Annotated in this window: 12 protein-coding genes and 1 tRNA gene; 7 read left to right on the top strand and 6 right to left on the bottom strand. The window is 46.2% G+C overall.

The window, feature by feature from the left end:
* Positions 1–210: 210 nt before the first annotated feature.
* Positions 211–294, top strand: a tRNA-Leu gene (locus R7Z78_RS07015).
* Positions 295–326: 32 nt separating this feature from the next.
* A complete protein-coding gene (locus tag R7Z78_RS07010) occupies positions 327–938 on the top strand; it encodes a DUF2913 family protein (RefSeq protein WP_005374167.1) in 612 nt (203 codons plus the stop codon).
* Positions 939–1016: 78 nt separating this feature from the next.
* Here R7Z78_RS07010 and R7Z78_RS07005 read toward each other — a convergent pair whose 3' ends face one another.
* Together R7Z78_RS07005 and R7Z78_RS07000 are read right to left on the bottom strand one after the other, a co-directional pair.
* The gene (locus R7Z78_RS07005; RefSeq protein ID WP_104976313.1) at positions 1017–2417 is read right to left on the bottom strand and encodes a tryptophanase; all 1401 of its coding nucleotides are present in this window, start codon (positions 2415–2417) and stop codon (positions 1017–1019) included.
* Positions 2418–2715: 298 nt separating this feature from the next.
* Positions 2716–3960 (bottom strand): NADH:ubiquinone reductase (Na(+)-transporting) subunit B, encoded by a 1245-nt coding sequence (locus R7Z78_RS07000; protein WP_047102825.1) that lies wholly within the window; start codon positions 3958–3960, stop codon positions 2716–2718.
* A 159-nt stretch (positions 3961–4119) separates the two neighbouring features.
* Here R7Z78_RS07000 and R7Z78_RS06995 point away from each other — a divergent pair, with 159 nt between their 5' ends.
* From R7Z78_RS06995 to R7Z78_RS06985, 3 genes are all read left to right on the top strand, one after another.
* On the top strand, positions 4120–5508 hold the full coding sequence (locus tag R7Z78_RS06995) for a cytochrome ubiquinol oxidase subunit I (RefSeq protein ID WP_017635517.1): 1389 nt from the start codon (positions 4120–4122) through the stop codon (positions 5506–5508).
* A gap of 10 nt (positions 5509–5518) precedes the next feature.
* Entirely contained in the window at positions 5519–6517 is a 999-nt protein-coding gene (cydB, locus tag R7Z78_RS06990; RefSeq protein WP_054574502.1) for a cytochrome d ubiquinol oxidase subunit II, read from the top strand.
* Positions 6518–6691: 174 nt separating this feature from the next.
* A complete protein-coding gene (locus R7Z78_RS06985; protein WP_054574501.1) occupies positions 6692–7096 on the top strand; it encodes a hypothetical protein in 405 nt (134 codons plus the stop codon).
* Positions 7097–7143: 47 nt separating this feature from the next.
* Here R7Z78_RS06985 and lhgO read toward each other — a convergent pair whose 3' ends face one another.
* The 3 genes from lhgO to R7Z78_RS06970 form a co-directional block, all read right to left on the bottom strand.
* Complete coding sequence (gene lhgO, locus R7Z78_RS06980) at positions 7144–8370, bottom strand: L-2-hydroxyglutarate oxidase (protein ID WP_104976314.1); 1227 nt, start codon at positions 8368–8370, stop codon at positions 7144–7146.
* Between the two features lie 8 nt (positions 8371–8378).
* On the bottom strand, positions 8379–10502 hold the full coding sequence (locus tag R7Z78_RS06975) for a TRAP transporter permease (RefSeq protein ID WP_053307130.1): 2124 nt from the start codon (positions 10500–10502) through the stop codon (positions 8379–8381).
* A gap of 88 nt (positions 10503–10590) precedes the next feature.
* Positions 10591–11601 (bottom strand): TAXI family TRAP transporter solute-binding subunit, encoded by a 1011-nt coding sequence (locus R7Z78_RS06970; RefSeq protein ID WP_053307129.1) that lies wholly within the window; start codon positions 11599–11601, stop codon positions 10591–10593.
* Between the two features lie 836 nt (positions 11602–12437).
* On the opposite strand from R7Z78_RS06970, the gene brnQ reads away from it, so the two are divergent.
* Positions 12438–13748: a branched-chain amino acid transport system II carrier protein gene (gene brnQ, locus R7Z78_RS06965; RefSeq protein ID WP_053307128.1), complete on the top strand. Its 1311-nt coding sequence runs from the start codon at positions 12438–12440 to the stop codon at positions 13746–13748.
* A gap of 103 nt (positions 13749–13851) precedes the next feature.
* Positions 13852–15060: a GGDEF domain-containing protein gene (locus R7Z78_RS06960; RefSeq protein WP_053307127.1), complete on the top strand. Its 1209-nt coding sequence runs from the start codon at positions 13852–13854 to the stop codon at positions 15058–15060.
* A 43-nt stretch (positions 15061–15103) separates the two neighbouring features.
* Here R7Z78_RS06960 and R7Z78_RS06955 read toward each other — a convergent pair whose 3' ends face one another.
* Complete coding sequence (locus R7Z78_RS06955) at positions 15104–16453, bottom strand: sigma-54-dependent transcriptional regulator (RefSeq protein WP_053307126.1); 1350 nt, start codon at positions 16451–16453, stop codon at positions 15104–15106.
* Positions 16454–16619: the final 166 nt, after the last annotated feature.

Below are 16619 nucleotides of genomic sequence, written 5' to 3'. Positions count from 1 at the left end.
AGGCAAAAGCACTCTTTTATCGTCATACCATTAGTAAAAGTAAGGAGATGAGGATAGGCGTTGATGGTAAAAAACATAAAAGTGACCAATAAATATGCAATCAAACTCGAAAGAGCCAAAATTCGTCATTTTGCTCTCGCCAACAGGTGGATTTTGGTTATAATTCGCGTTGCTTCTTTCGAGGCCTCTGAGTATTCAGAGCATCATGATGCCGAGATGGTGAAATTGGTAGACACGCTAGCATGAGGTGCTAGTGCCTTTGGTGTGAGGGTTCGAGTCCCTCTCTCGGCACCATTATCCTTCTTCCCTAATTTTGTTCGAGTGTAATGCAAAGTTCTAAGCAGGCAAGACAGTCTACAGATGCTAATCAACTTCTGAGTGAGCTTGCGGTTCACGCTTTATTACACCTGCACTTTAAAATTCACGCGTCCTCGCATGGCCTCTCCCTTAAAGAACGTAATGACTTACTTCAGAAATGGCTGAAACCAAAACTGAAGAGTAATCGCTATAAGCTGATTAAAAAGCCGTTAAAGTCTTTGACTCAGCAGGCAAAAGGTGAGAACGGAAATCTGGAAGCATTACTCGAGCGCTGCGTCGGTGCAGACAAACCCAGCAACCCTCAACCCGATCTAGATAGCTACTTGCTGCTGATCAACGAGATTGAGAAGAAACTGGGGACTACCGTGTTATTATCGAGACCGGAAGACGTCGACTTATCTCACGACCAACACGGCTGTTTGCTGTGTGTGCTTTCTGAGAACTTAAATCAGCACTTCGATGATAATAACGCCCTAATCGCTCCTATTTCGATGCTGTTCCGCGGACCAATGAGTCAACGCTCACTTTTCCTTGGCAGCATTTACGCCAGTGGTACCTTCAATTATGAAGTGCAGTATCAAGACGACCAGTTCGTTCGCATCACATTAGAGTTAGCGTAACTGTAACGCTAAGAAATAAACGAATCGAAAAAGGCCGCGAAACTCGCGGCCTTTTGCTTATCTAGATTTAAACTTGAGTTAATCGATCTCTTTAAATCGAGCAGTAAAGTGGCGCAGCACTGGTGGCTCGTACTCGAAAGTGAGCCCTTTTAACTCATGTGCACGATTTTTCAGTTCGATAATCGCATCCGCAATGTAATCCATATGATCGTTTGTGTAGACACGACGTGGAATGGTCAAACGCATCAACTCAAGCTCTGACGCTTTTTGTTTACCCGTTTCCGGATCTCGACCAAGCAGCAACGATCCTATCTCTACTGCTCGAATACCCGCTTCCAAGTACAAAGCATTACACAATACCTGCGCAGGAAACTGATCCGCTGGAATATGTGGCAAAATCTTAGCGGCATCCACAAACACTGCGTGACCACCCGTTGGGTATTGAATTGGAATACCGCCTTCACGTAAGCGCTCACCTAAGTATTGAACTTGGCTAATTCGGTAGTGAAGAAAATCTTCATCTGCCGCTTCATACAAACCGCGAGCGAGCGCTTCCATATCACGCCCAGCCATACCACCGTATGTCACAAATCCTTCCATGGGTACGCAGCGCGTCTGCACCGCCTGGAACAACTCCTTATGATCACGAATACAACACATGCCACCAATGTTTACCATCGGGTCTTTCTTAGCTGACATGGTGAGCATATCACCGTACTGGTACATCTCACGGATGATTTCCAGAATCGATTTATTCTCGTAACCCGCTTCACGCTGCTTGATAAAGTAGGCGTTCTCACAGTAACGAGCCGAGTCAATCACCACTGGAATATCGTACTTGGTTGCAATCTCGTACACACTGCGCATGTTTTCCATCGACACAGGCTGACCACCGGAGCTATTACAAGTAATCGTGGTGATAATTGCACAAATGTTATGCGAACCGTGCGCTTCAATTGTTGCCACCAGCTTATCGATATCAAAATTGCCCTTCCAATCATAAGGCGTAGTGGTGTCGAATGCTTCTTCCGTTACCACGTTAATCGCTTTACCGCCATTGAGTTCAATGTGACCCGCTGTGGTATCAAAATGGTAGTTCGAGATAAAGACTGGCGTTTCGCCGCCACGCACCTGACGCATACGCTCAATCAAAGCGGGGAACAAAATTTGCTCGGCACCACGCCCTTGGTGTGCAGGCACGGTGAGCTTATAACCGAAGAAGTGCTCCACTGCATCACACAGGTTGTAGTAATTTCGACTCCCCGCATAGGATTCATCCCCCATCATGATACCAGCCCACTGATTATCACTCATGGCACCAGTGCCTGAGTCAGTCAGCAAATCGATATAAACATCATCACTACGAAGAAGAAATGGATTATAGCCCGCTTCTTTTAACGCGACTTCACGGTCTGACAAAGTCGTCATTTTGATTGGCTCAACCATTTTGATACGAAAAGGTTCTGGAATACGTTTCATTGTTAATTTCCTTATACGCATTGCCCTACGCAGTTTCACGTAAGACTAAAAAACAAATAGATAGAATGCTTTTCAATGCGATTGCATTGAGGAAATCAACGAGAAGAGATTTTACTAAGAAGAGACAAGCAGTAGTCTAGGTTATACCAGAACGACAGCACCAAACGGCTATCGAGAATATCCTTTATTCTCATCGTCTTCGTCCTCCTGATAAAAATAAAAAGTCAGAAACCCCATGTCTCTGACCTTTTCAATATAGTGCAGTTTTCAATCAACTTTCAGTGAGGTTACCCTCATTTTAAGAAGGTCTCGCCCTTTTCATTCTGCGTTTGATATTACTTTCTTTGACTAGGTAATCGAAAAGTGGCGCGAATAAGTTAGCAAATAGAATAGCTAACATGATGCCTTCTGGATAAGCCGGGTTCAGCACTCGGATAAAAATCGTCATCACGCCGATTAATAGTCCGTATGCCCATTTCCCGTTATTGGTAAAAGCTGCCGAGACAGGGTCTGTCGCCATGAAGAAGGTACCAAACGCAACCCCACCAATCACGAAGTGCCAGTAGAACGGCATGGAGAACATGGGGTTAGAGTCTGAACCGATCGCATTCAATAGTAATGAAGCTCCGATTAAACCGACCAACACGCCCGCAACAATTCTCCACGATGCAATCTTCATAAAGATGAGAACCAAGCCTGTTAGTGCGATCAACAACGTGGAGACTTCACCCATCGAGCCTGGTAAATTACCAACAAAAGCATCTCCCCATGAAATTGGCTCTCCCGTCATATTATTTATCAAAGCACTTTGCCCTCCTTCATACCATTGGCTAAGTGGAGTAGCGCCAGAGTAACCATCAGCCGCGACCCACACGGCACCACCGGACATGTTGGCAGGATAGGCAAAGTATAAGAACGCGCGCCCTGCTAAAGCTGGATTTAGGAAGTTTCGTCCAGTACCACCAAAAATCTCCTTCGCCACAACAATACCGAAAGTGATACCTAAAGCCGCTTGCCATAGTGGAATTGTCGGAGGAAGGATCAGCGCAAAGAGTATAGAGCTGACAAAAAAGCCTTCATTTACCTCATGCTTTCGCACAATAGCAAACAGAACTTCCCAGAAACCACCAACGATAAACACCGTCGCATAAACTGGAAGAAAGTAAGTAGCACCAAGCCACATTTTACTTCCCCACCCCGCTTGTGAAACCGCATCTAACGAGCCCCATACCCAACTCAGTTGCCATGAAGAAACAAGCGCTTGCTGAGCTGAGGCTTGATCCATTCCATACAACAAGGCATCACTCGCTTGCTGGCCTATGTTGTACATACCCCAGAACATGGCAGGGAAGACCGCCAGCCACACCATGATCATAATACGTTTTAAATCGATGCTATCTCGAACATGAGTCATGCCCTGATTTACCTTACCAGGCGTGTAAAAAATGGTTTCGACAGCTTCAAACAGTGGGTAGAACTTGTGATACTTCCCACCTGGACCAAACTTAGGTGTCGCTTTCTCAAAGTAATGTTTAAGGCTCATAACGCTCCTCCTTTATCTAAAAGATGGTACGCACATGTGTAAAAAGCGATCGTTTTTTAATCTCTTCGTCTTCCTTCTTCGTATTTCACCTTGTTCGCCACTCTTCTGTCTCCTCTTTAAATCCGGCGAACAGTTTATCCAACGAAAAAGGGACCGCTCATGGACACACTCGCCATTGACCTAGCTAGATTCCAATTTGCCTTTACTGTCTCTTTCCACATTATTTTTCCAGCGTTTACGATTGGTTTGGCAAGTTATCTCGCTGTATTAGAGGGCTTGTACTTAAAAACGGGCAACAAACAGTACATGCAAATCTATAAGTACTGGCTCAAAATCTTTGCCATCAGTTTTGGTATGGGTGTGGTGAGTGGCATCGTGTTGAGCTATCAATTCGGTACTAACTGGAGCGTGTTTGCCGACAAAACAGGCCCAATCCTAGGCCCGCTAATGGGTTATGAAGTTTTTACTGCGTTTTTCCTCGAAGCTGGGTTTTTAGGCGTGATGCTTTTCGGTATGGATAAGGTAGGTAAGAAGCTTCACTTCGCCGCGACTTGTATTGTTGCATTCGGGACGTTTTTGTCTGCGTTTTGGATACTTTCGGTTAATAGTTGGATGCAAACACCAGCGGGCTATAGTATCAACGAAGCCGGACAGTTTATCCCAGAAGACTGGTGGGCGATTGTCTTCAACCCTTCCTTCCCTTACCGGCTCGTTCATATGTTGCTCGCCGCTTACCTTACTACTGCCTTTGTTGTAGCCGGCGTTGCCGCTTATCACTTGCTAAAAGCAAACCATAACCCTCTAGCCAGAATTATGTTCTCGATGGCAATGTGGATGGCTGCCATCGTGACACCAATTCAAATCGTTGCTGGAGACATGCATGGATTAAACACCCTTGAACATCAACCCGCCAAAGTTGCCGCGATGGAAGGGCACTATGAGTCTCACCAAGGCGCGCCATTGATCCTCTTCGGTATCCCTAACGATGAAGAAAAACGCATGGAATACGCACTGGAAATCCCCAAACTCGGTAGTTTGATTTTAACTCATGACCTCAACGGTGAAGTGAAGGGATTAGATGCTTTTCCAGAGGAGGAACACCCTCCTGTCTCTATCGTTTTCTGGTCTTTCCGAGTAATGGTCGCGCTTGGTTTTGGCATGCTTGTTATTGGTTTGTGGAGCCTTTGGCTAAGAAAACGTCGCAAACTTTTTGATTCGAGGGCACTTCAACGTATTTGTGTGCTGTTTGCCCCAGCGGGGTTTATTGCAGTTTTAGCAGGCTGGATAACTACCGAAGTCGGTCGACAGCCTTACACCGTATACGGTCTTTTAACCACAGCCAATTCGGCATCGCCTATTGATGCCGCCGCGGTGAGCGTCTCCCTGACGGCGTTCATCGTGGTTTACTTTGTGGTTTTTGGAGCTGGCTTCTTCTATCTCCTACGTTTGATGCGCAAGTCTCCAACTCGATATGAAGAAGGTCTAGATAGCCGACTTCCTGATGGCACGAAAACCGATGCCATCACACATTCTAACCATCTAACCTAGGAGCTAACTCATGGATTACGCATTAATTTGGTACGCTTTGATTGGGCTCGCCGTTCTGATTTATGTCGTGTTAGATGGCTTTGATCTCGGTATTGGTATCCTATTCCTCAGCGCTAATGACGATGAAGAGCGCGACATGATGATGAACAGCATCGCTCCTGTTTGGGATGGGAATGAAACTTGGCTAGTTCTTGGCGGTGGTGGGCTTTTTGCCGTGTTCCCCCTCGCCTACGCGGTCATTATGCCAGCACTCTATGCTCCCCTGATTTTAATGCTGCTCGGGTTAATTCTGCGCGGGGTTTCTTTTGAGTATCGCTTCCGAACACAACGCGGAAAGTTTTTATGGGATAGCGCTTTTTTCATTGGTTCACTCACCGCGGCATTGATGCAAGGCATTATGCTCGGAACCCTGCTCCAAGGTATAGAGGTTAGTGAACGAGCATACGCAGGTGGATGGTTTGATTGGCTTTCACCATTTAGCGTATTTTGTGGCCTGGCGCTTGTTTGTGCTTATATTCTGCTCGGTTCATGCTGGTTATTAATCAAGCTTCCAGAAGAGCTGATGGGGCGCTATTACGTGGTCGCGCGACGATGGGGACTAGCGATGGTAGCCTGTATATTCATCGCCAGTTTGTGGCTGCCATTGAGCCAAAATATCGTATTTGAACGTTGGTTCTCATTACCAAACTCGCTACTGTTTTTCATTTTACCAATTATTACAGCGGCACTTATTTGGCAGCTATTCAAAGCCTTACTCGACCACAAAGCCGTCCGAGCCTACGTTCTTGCGATCGGCCTGTTTCTTGTGTCCGCGATGGGTTTCGGTGTCAGTACATTCCCTTACTTGGTCCCATTCGCACTCACTTATCAAGACGTCGCCGCGCCAGACAAAAGTTTGGCATTTTTACTTGCCGGTGCGGTGGTATTACTTCCTCTGATCATAGCCTACACGGCTTATTCGTACTGGGTTTTCCGCGGCAAGATGAAACGTGGAGAAGGATATCACTGATGAAACTAAAACCCATTTTGTGGTTCATTGGCATTTGGCTGGCAAGCGTGGTCGCCTTGTTTATCATCAGTTCGTTGATACGAACTGCGATATTGTAGGCCCAGAGTCTACTGCACCACATCTGAAGCCATTGAGGTCTATACTCAAGCAAGAGTAAAACAACGGAGTGTTTTTATGACCTTAAAGCGGTTTCTGGTAACTTTGATTCCTTTGACGGTTCCACTGTTTTCACCAAATGCATTGGCCGTAGACAAGCAGATGTCATCCGCCATGAAAAGTAAAATGCGGTCTATTTGCTCCGCAACAAACGAACAGAGCCATTGGCAACTTGCTGAGGCAACTCCTGACGCCAGACGTTCACTTAACATGGTGCTTTATCAAATGAATGCCGATGATAAATTGAAAGCAATTCATGAGGTGAGAACGAAAATGGTCGGCGGCACCCATTATGCTTTTGAGTTCGAGTTGCAAGATGGTCAAGTCTGGAATGCAATTGTATTGCACAGTGCCCGAGGCGATTACATGATAGAAAGACACGCAAAGAAAGGCGAACTCTGCCCTAAAGATGGCAACTCCTAAATCCCAGATTCAAATACAATAAAGGCGACCGTTACGTCGCCTTTGTTTTATACCGTTTTCGCCTCTATCTTCTCATTCACTTTATCGCAAATGTACTCTCCAATAGGCATTGCAGATGTCGCTGCGGGAGAGGGCGCGTTGCAAACGTGTAGGCTTCTTGCGCTCTCGGCAAACAAAAAGTCATGAACCAAAGAGCCATCGGATAACACCGCTTGCGCACGAATACCCGCAGGATATGGTTTGAGATCGTCTACCTTGATGCTTGGGCAGTATTTATTGACCAGCTTGAGATAGCCCGGCTTCCACCACGAGTTCTTAAACTCATCCAATCCGGTTTTTAGATGCTTTTGTGTCACCTTCCAGAAACCGGAGAAGCTCAGCATTTGCATGGTATCTTGCAAGCTGAAGTTAACCTTGTCGTACCCTTCTCGCTTCCAGCCTTGCACCGCATTTGGACCTACGGTCACACTGCCATCAATCATGCGAGTCAGGTGGACGCCCAAGAATGGCAAGTCAGGGTCGGGAATTGGATAAATAAGATGATTCACCACTTGGTCGTGTTTGCTATCTAAGCGGTAGTATTCACCACGATAAGGGATGATTTGGAAATCGGTCGGAATAGACATCATCTTCGTCATGCGATCCGCCATCAAGCCGCTGCAAGTAACCAAGAACTTAGCATTGAGCTGCATGGTTTGACCGTCTGAAATACAGGTCAGTTGAACTTCTTCGTCCTTCTCTTCGGCAGCCACCACTTTGGTTCTCAAGCTGATTTGACCGCCGAGCTTTTTGAACTCTTCCGCCATCTGCTCAGTGACCAAACGATAGTCCACAATACTGGTGGTTTTGACATAAATCGCGCCCAATCCCGTGATGTTTGGTTCAGCCAGTTTAAGTTGAACTTCATCGAGTAGCTTTACGTCGATGCCGTTGACATGGCAGCGCTCATAGAGGGCATTCATGCGTTCGACTTCTTGCTCATTGGTCGCAACCAGTAACTTGCCACAGTTCTCCACCGGAATATCGTGCTCGGCGCAGAACGAAATGGTTCGCTCTACCCCACGCTTACAAAAATCCGCTTTTAAGCTGCCCGGTGCGTAGTACACCCCGGCATGAATCACGCCGCTATTGTGTCCGGTTTGGTGCTGGGCAAAACCGGACTCTTTCTCAACCAATAAAATGGATTTGTCTGGATGACGTTGCTGTAGTTGCCATGCTGTCGACACACCAACGATACCGCCACCAACAATGATGTAGTCATAGACTGATTTCATACGACCTCTTATAAAACCGATAGTTGAGATTGTTGCAATTTGAACTTGCGACCACTGTAAATGAACACCCCGACAAATACCGCGCAGCTTGCCACACGAACCAACATTGGGATATCGTGCCAAACTAGCAATGTACCCACCACTACCAACAAGAGACGCGTCAGAATGTTTAGAGGACCTTCCAAGTAGCCTTCAATCGCACCAATCAATGCATAGGTACCGATGATGGCAAAGAAGCCTACGGTAATTACCGACGTCACATCCCAACTGACCAAGCCTGTATAGGCAATAAGTAGCGGTACAAGATACAAACCTTTAGCGATTTTCCACGCCATCAGGCCGGTACGCATTGGAGGTGTTTTCGCGATGGTTGCCGCTGCAAATGCGGTCAAACACACTGGAGGCGTTACGTTACTGTCTTGCGATAACCAGAAGATGATGAGGTGAGCAGCCAGCAATGCCAAGCCTACCGCTTCCATACCCAAACTTTGCTCTAGTAGGGTTTCCATAAAGTCCGCAGGTACTAGCGCCACCATTTCTTTCGCGGTTTCCAACGCCATTGGTGCATTAAGCAGTTCCAACTTTTCTGGCGCCGCCAACATGAAGATAGCTTTTGCTTGTTCAGGCAATTGACCCGACACCATCAATTCAAGCAATTGGTTTTCGGCAATTAACTTGTAAAGCGCAGGGGCAGACAGAGTACCCAATACAATATACGCCGCTGTCACAGGTAAACCCATACCTAAAACAAGAGAAGCGAGCGCAATCAGAACGATCATGATGAACAAGTCGCCATTCGCCCAACCGTCGATCATCAGTGAGAAGGTGTTGCCGATGCCAGTTGTACTGATCACGTTGATCACCAAACCGATACCCACCAGCAATACGGCGGTTGTCGCCATGTTCTTTGCACCTTGCGATAGCGCTTCGATGATCGCTTTTGGTCCCATCTTATGATCTTTCGAGAACCAAGAAGCCACCACCACAGAAATGATTGACAAACCTGCAGCGTAAGTCGGTGTAAAACCTTGAACCAACAAAGTGACCAATACCGCCAGTGGGATAAGGTTGTGCCAACCGCTGATCAGCACTTTTAATAGAGATTCATCGCTGGTCGTGATTTTTTGAACGCCGCTGCGTTTGGCTTCAATACGCACAAAGAACGCCACGGACAAGAAATAGATAAGAGCAGGAATGAAAGAAACCGCGATGATATCGACATAAGGAATTTGCGTGTAAGACGCCATGATGAAAGCGCCCGCGCCCATCACTGGTGGCATCAGCTGACCACCTGTCGACGCCGCAGCTTCAACGCCCGCTGCAAAGCGCGAAGGGAAACCTGCTTTTTGCATTAAAGGAATACTGATAACACCAGTTGAAACCGTATTTGCCACACTAGATCCAGATACTGAGCCCATCAATCCCGAGCCAATCACTGCGATAAAACCGGGACCACCGATGATTTTACCAGCCGCAGCACGTGCCACATTGATGATGTAATCACCGACACCAGAGCGCACAAGAAACGCACCAAACAGAATGAACATGAATACGAAAGTCCAACTGATGCGCGAGATAGAACCAAACATGCCCTCAGAAGAATAGAAGCTACGGTAGAGCAAGGTTTCCATGCTCAAACCCGGGAAATGGAAAATACCTGTCGCCCACTCACCCCAAAGCACAACGTAACTCAGACACACCACAATCAGCACAGGAATAAACCAGCCCATGGTGCGTCGGATCAGCTCAATCACAATCAGGATTGCCATGATGGCGAAGACCCAATCGCTGGTCACGAACTTCACGCCACGTTCGTACAGCGCATCTTCGGCATAGGGAATGTAGAGCAAACACGCGACCGCGCCCATAGCAATTAACACATCGATGCCGAGTGCAAGCTTACTCTGCTTGAGAGAGATATGAGCCGGATACCAAAGCGCACAAATCACCGCAAAGCCAGCAAAGTGGGTCGCGGAAATCCATAACTCTGGTAACGTCGATAAGGTATTAAACCAAATGTGCAAAGCAGACAACACCACGCCAAACACTGTGATTGTGGTGGTTACCCACGGAAAATCAGTGCGCGTGGGCAGCTCAAACTTCTGCAATTCCTTTTCTATTGAGTTGCTCATCTCATACTCCAAGCTCTGGCGGCTTTTTCCATCTTAGAAATCGGTAGGGATAAAATGCCCCGAGCCGAAACTCGGGGCGAAGTTGGCGTTATTTCACCATTAGGTCTGATGGGATTTCGATGCCCATTTCTTTGTAGTAACGCACCGCACCTGGGTGAAGAGGCACTGGCAAGCCAGCGATCGCTTTCTCAATCGCCATTGCTTTTGTTGCTTTGTGGATGCCTTGTAGGAAAGGCAGGTTCTCGTAGATCGCTTTGGTTAGCTGGTAAACGTCTTCTTCCGAGATATCTTCACGAACTGCCAAGAAGTTAGGCTGTGCAATGGTGGTGATCGGCTTATCTAGACCCGGGTACGTGTTCGCTGGGATCTCGTACTTCGTCCATAGGTTGTAATTGCCGTTCGCCTCTTTGATTTGTTCGTCAGTAAACGAAAGAATCGAAATGTCTTTACCCAACGCAGCAAAAGCTTGAGTGACCGCACCAACAGGTACACCCGCAGGCGTGTTCATGCCGTCAATGGTGCCGTTTTGAAGTGCGCTCGCACTGCCGCCGTAACCCATGTAAGCAAGATTGAATTTATCAGGGTCGACCTTCAGACCTTTCATGATTTGGCGACCAGAGTTCTCAGTACCTGAGTTCTTCTTACCGATAGAGAACTTCTTGCCATCTAGGTTGTTCAGATCAGTCACTGTGCCCGTTTTTGCTAGGTCAGAGCGAACAATAAAGTGCTCAACGTTTTGCCAAAGCATAGAGACTGAGCGCAGTTGTTCTTGGCGACCGCTCTTCTCATAAGGACCTTCTCCAGACCAAGCCCACGCACCGTAAAGACCTTGTAGAATCGCGAACTGTGCTTCGTTTTCATTCAGCAGTTTAACGTTTTCACCAGAGCCCGCAGAGCTGATTGCAGAAAGGGAGAAGTGGTGCTTTGGTGCCAACTTCACTTTGCTTAACGTCGCCAACGCTACGCCCACAGGGTAGTAAGTACCACCTGTCGATGCCGTTGCAAGAATATAGCTACGATCTTCTGCCGCAGCGTTAGCAGCAATACCAAAAGAAGTCACAGCGACAGCCAAAGCTTTTACCAGCTTATTCATTTTCATTATTACTCTCCGTGTAGTCGTTTCACGATTGGGGATTTACATCATGTTAAACCTTTATTAACAACACATTCCCTAGAGCAATTGAAATGCCAACTTTTAACCCTTTGTATTTATTGAACTAAGAGCTGAAAGACATCAAAAATGAGCAAAATCATGCTGATTTGATAGCAAAGTAATGAGCAAGATCTTGCTCATTGAAGAGGAGAAGGTTGCACGCCTAGATCGCAAAAGGTTAATAAAATGTGATCAAGACAAAATAAATGCACGATTCACTAATAAGCAATATTTTGCCGATGCAATTTTGGATTGAATTGCAACTAATGAGCGTCTTAACAATAAGAAGAAAAAGCGCATCATTCTAAACTGCTCACTTTATCAGCGGAAGTTTATAGCCTAAACGACTACAAATAGCACAAAAATACAGCAAAACAAGCCATGTTACAGAAATGAAAAGTCATTTATTCTAATTTTGAATTTAAAAAGCAGTTCGATCCACCAGTTCAGAAACAAACATTGACCGTATCAACTTATTTTCTACTTCGGGGTTGTGCCAATAGCCCTATGTTCGTTAGGGTAACAACACACCAAGGCAAACGTATTCCTTGGTATTTTTTTGTCATTAAGGATCACCCATGTCAGCAACTGCGCAATTACAATTCGCTTTAAAACGCCCATCTGGCGTTGCTGCTGCGATCCTCCTGCTCTCTCTGAAACTGATTCAGAGCTGACAGGCTATATCTAAACTTTCTGTCAGCTTGAGAAGAAGCTGACGGGAACACCACATACTCCTCCCATTCCTTTCAGTTTCTTCCAAGCGAAACATAAGAGGAATAACAATGTTAAGCGCACGCAATATCGCCGCTTTGGGCTTCATGACTTTCGCCATGTACTTAGGCGCGGGTAACCTGATCTTCCCTCCATTTTTGGGTTATCAAGCAGGTGAAAACTTTCTGAGCGGGATGTCTGGCTTCCTCTTAACGGGCGTAGGTCTGCCTGCAATGGCACTAGTGATGGTCGCTATCGTAAACGGTTCAGAAAAATTAACCGCAGCCCTGCCTAAACCTTTGGCGACCAGTTTTTGGGTGATGGTATTTATTGTGATTGGCCCTGCGTTCGTAATCCCACGTGCAATTACCGTGGCTTACCAATTCAGCTTTGCGCCAATGTTTGGTGACGCCGCTTTGGTGCCTTTCACTATTGCCTTCTGTGCCATCACCATTCTATTTGCCCTATATCCGGGTAAGTTGGTCGACAACCTAGGCAAGATCTTAACGCCTGCATTGATGGCTATCTTAATCATCATGTCTGTGACGGCTTTGGTTTCTCCTGCAGGTGAGCTAACTACCGCAACAGGACCGTACGTATCTGGTGCATTTGCTGAAGGCTTGACCCAAGGCTACATGACGATGGATGCGCTAGGTTCTATCGGTTTTGGTTGGATCATCTTCCGCGCGATTCGCAGCATGGGTGTGGATTGTCCGAAAGCCACCGCAAAATACACGCTGATCGCAGCTTTGATGTACGCGGTTGCCATGGCATTTGTCTACATCTCATTGGCTTACATTGGTTCGACAAGCTCATACTTGGGTTCTGAGTTCAGTAATGGCGGCGACATCTTAACGGCATTCACCTTCAGCCACTTCGGCGCATTTGGCTCACTATTACTTGGTGCCGTGATGGTATTAGCGTGTTTGACTACTGCTATCGGCGTAACCACAGCAGGCAGTGAGTTTTACGACAACACTTTCAGCAAAGTGAACTACAAAGGCTGCGTTATCACGACCATGGTGTTAGCAGGTCTAATCGCTAACGTAGGCCTAGAACAACTATTGGCTATCACATTGCCAGCCGTTGTGGCTCTTCACCCAGTAGCAATTGCGTTGATGATCATGGCACCAGTGCGCAACAAGATGTCGCAAATCATGGTGGTAGCGACCGCATTCACTGCTCTAGCGTTTGGTTGTGTTGATGCGCTGCACATCCTAGGTTACATGCCAAGTTCCACTGATGAGTGGATGGGTAATTACATGCCTCTGTACAATGACTTTGCTAGCTGGATTGTGCCTAGCGTATTTATGATGATTGTTGGTCTGCTGTTTACGACGAAAACCAACCAAACCGAACAATTCGAGCTGGTGAATGAATAGCCGTTTAACATAAGACATCGCTCAATAAGTGCGTTACTATGTAGCTCGCTTATTGATATCAGGCAAAGGAGTTGCCTGAATGAAAGATTGATATGGGTCGCCTATGGATAATCAGTATCTAGACATCAGAACACTGAACTTTATCGTTATTCTGTTCTCTTGCATTTACTCTATTAGTCTGCTTTGTTATCAATACACTCAGGGTAGAGTCAAAGGCCTAAAAACCTTCTCGATATCACTACTGTTTATTGGTTTAGGTCCTTTTTTACTTGGCTTTAGAGGCTCTGCGCCAGACTGGCTGACCATCGTCATAGCCAACACTCTCATATTAGTCGGCTTCTTGCTTACGCTATATAGCGTAAGCATTTTTCGTCAATACCCTTTAAAATTGGCTCACTGTCTCACCTTGTTAACACCTGTTTTTAGTGGTTCATTTTACTATTTCACCTTCCATGACCCTTCTATCAAAAGCCGTATTATTTATCTGAGCACGTATATTTGTATCGTCACCTTCTTTAGTGGTGTCGCCATGCTTAAAGGTACCCAAAAGGACTTAAAGCTCCCTGTTAAAGCAATGGCTTACTCTTTCTTTGGATTTAGTTTTTTTATGGGATTTAGGGCGCTTTGGAGTACTTTTTCAGGTGAGTTACCAAGTTTTATGGTCGCAGGCCTTATCCATCAGCTGACTTTCTTATTTAGCATCTGCCTGATCGTTGCTTTGAGCTTTAGTATGCTGTGGTTAATTAACGGACGCTTGGTGCAATCCATTAATGATCTCTCTCATTTAGATGCACTCACAGGGCTATATAATCGTCGAGCCATGGAAGAAATCGTTCCAAACTTGGTTAGTAAAGCACATAAAAAAAACCAAGCAATCAGCATTATTATGACTGATGTCGACAAGTTCAAAGCGATTAATGATCACTATGGTCACACGGTTGGCGACTCCGTCATGGCAACGATCTCCACTATTTTTAAAAAGCATCTTCCTGAGTCAGCCTGCATTGTGCGATTTGGTGGTGACGAGTTCATGATTGTTTTGCTCGAAAAAGCACAGCAAGCCAAAATTTTCGCAGAGCAAATTCGCCTTGCGGTCGAAACTGAAACCGCTTTGCAATCATTTAAAACTGAAGTGACCATGAGCTTTGGTATCAGTCAGTTATCTAAGGGGCAATCACTTCAAGAGGCGCTTGCTGAAGCAGACGAAGCGCTATATAGCTCTAAACATACAGGAAGGAACCTCGTTACCTTGTTTGGAGAAGGTAAAGACCTAAATTATAAGTTTGTCCCAGCTCCTGCCAAAAGCGCATAACATGTTTGTTATGCCAGTGATTTCGAATTAGCTAGAAATCGCACTAAGTATAGTCGGAGCGATTCAAACCAAACTTCTGCATCTTTTGGTTAAGGGTTCGACGTGGTAAATCCAACTCCTGCATCACCTCATTGATGCGTCCATGATGCCTGACTAAAGAATCATGCAGCACTTTACGCTCAAAATTATGTAGCTGAATCGCCAACGGAACGCCTGCTTGTGTCTCTTCGGTTGTAGAAGATGGTCGACTGGAGAGAATTTCCATTACTGAGACGGTTTCATCCAGAGCAAAACGCATCGCTACATTTCTAAGCTCACGCACGTTGCCGGGCCAAGCGTAAGCAAGAATGGCTTTTCTATCGGCTTCACTCAGTGGGCGGCTTTCAGGGTTACTTTTCAAAGCAAAGTGTTCGAACAAGATCAACGCATCTTCTTCTCGTTCGCGTAGCGGTGGCAAATAGATCTGCGCCACATTGAGTCGATAATACAAATCCTGACGAAACTCATCATGATCATTGAGATCTTCTTTCGCGGCGGCGATCACTCTCAAATCAACTGAGATCTGCTGATTGCCCCCAACGCGCTCTACTGTATGTTCCTGTAATGAACGCAACACTTTCACCTGCATCGACAGCGGCATACTCTCGATTTCATCAAAGAACAAGGTGCCTTTATCCGCGTATTCCAATTTACCAATGCGCTTTTTACCCGCTCCGGTAAATGCCCCAGCTTCATGCCCAAACAGCTCACTTTCAAACAGGTTCTCAGGAATCGCGCCACAGTTGATTGGCACAAAATGATGGGTTCTACGTTGGCTTTCATTATGCAAACTGGTCGCTACTAGCTCTTTACCACAACCGGTTTCGCCGTAAATGATCACGTTAGTATCAATGCGCGCTAACTTGGCTACTTGTTCTCTAAGCTGTTGCATAACTCGGCTTCGGCCAATCAACACTTCTTCTAAGCCGCTAACGCTAGAAAGGTACTCTTGACGATCTTGAGTAGACGTTTGTGCGCGATAACTCTCAACCGCTTCGGTCACACGTTGAGATAAGCGCTCCGGTTGGAAAGGTTTCTCGATAAAATCGAACGCACCGTTTTGTAATGCGCCTACCGCCATATCAACGTCACCATGTCCGGTGATCAAGATAACTGGCGTTGGAATGTGATTGGCAATCAGGCTTTCTAGTATCGACAAACCATCGGTGTCTGGCAGGCGAACATCACTGACAATCGCATCAAATTCTTGGCTAAGAATGGCCGCTTTGCCCTCTTCGCCTAAACTGAATGCGGTCACGTCGAACCCCGCCAGTTGCAGCCACTGACTGGTAGCCTGACGAACAATGTCATCGTCTTCGATAAGTGCAATTTTAGGGATGTCGTCAAAAGCCATGAGTTACTGCCTGCTTTATGGGGTGGGAAAGAAATCGATCTTTATTAACGGTAGCAAAAACCACTGAGGAGAAAAGGAGCTAGATCTCACTTCTTGCTTACAAGTCTTTAACATCCAACCAGTTAGGCGCACTCTTTAATGACTGTTGGTGAGAACGCACTAGCTG

Origin of the sequence: Vibrio sp. 1167 (assembly GCF_033340375.1) — a bacterium.
In the GTDB taxonomy this organism is placed as follows: Bacteria; Pseudomonadota; Gammaproteobacteria; order Enterobacterales; family Vibrionaceae; genus Vibrio; species Vibrio alginolyticus.
The sequence above is the reverse complement of the archived record's forward strand: the minus strand, read 5'-3'. Positions and strand labels throughout refer to the sequence as shown.

Excerpts from the sequence above, each read along its gene's own strand:
- R7Z78_RS07010 (WP_005374167.1), top strand. The coding sequence starts at position 327 with ATGCAAAGTTCTAAGCAGGCAAGACAGTCTACAGATGCTAATCAACTT.
- R7Z78_RS07005 (WP_104976313.1), bottom strand. The coding sequence starts at position 2,417 with ATGAAACGTATTCCAGAACCTTTTCGTATCAAAATGGTTGAGCCAATC.
- R7Z78_RS07000 (WP_047102825.1), bottom strand. The coding sequence starts at position 3,960 with ATGAGCCTTAAACATTACTTTGAGAAAGCGACACCTAAGTTTGGTCCA.
- R7Z78_RS06995 (WP_017635517.1), top strand. The coding sequence starts at position 4,120 with ATGGACACACTCGCCATTGACCTAGCTAGATTCCAATTTGCCTTTACT.
- cydB (WP_054574502.1), top strand. The coding sequence starts at position 5,519 with ATGGATTACGCATTAATTTGGTACGCTTTGATTGGGCTCGCCGTTCTG.
- R7Z78_RS06985 (WP_054574501.1), top strand. The coding sequence starts at position 6,692 with ATGACCTTAAAGCGGTTTCTGGTAACTTTGATTCCTTTGACGGTTCCA.
- lhgO (WP_104976314.1), bottom strand. The coding sequence starts at position 8,370 with ATGAAATCAGTCTATGACTACATCATTGTTGGTGGCGGTATCGTTGGT.
- R7Z78_RS06975 (WP_053307130.1), bottom strand. The coding sequence starts at position 10,502 with ATGAGCAACTCAATAGAAAAGGAATTGCAGAAGTTTGAGCTGCCCACG.
- R7Z78_RS06970 (WP_053307129.1), bottom strand. The coding sequence starts at position 11,601 with ATGAAAATGAATAAGCTGGTAAAAGCTTTGGCTGTCGCTGTGACTTCT.
- brnQ (WP_053307128.1), top strand. The coding sequence starts at position 12,438 with ATGTTAAGCGCACGCAATATCGCCGCTTTGGGCTTCATGACTTTCGCC.
- R7Z78_RS06960 (WP_053307127.1), top strand. The coding sequence starts at position 13,852 with ATGGATAATCAGTATCTAGACATCAGAACACTGAACTTTATCGTTATT.
- R7Z78_RS06955 (WP_053307126.1), bottom strand. The coding sequence starts at position 16,453 with ATGGCTTTTGACGACATCCCTAAAATTGCACTTATCGAAGACGATGAC.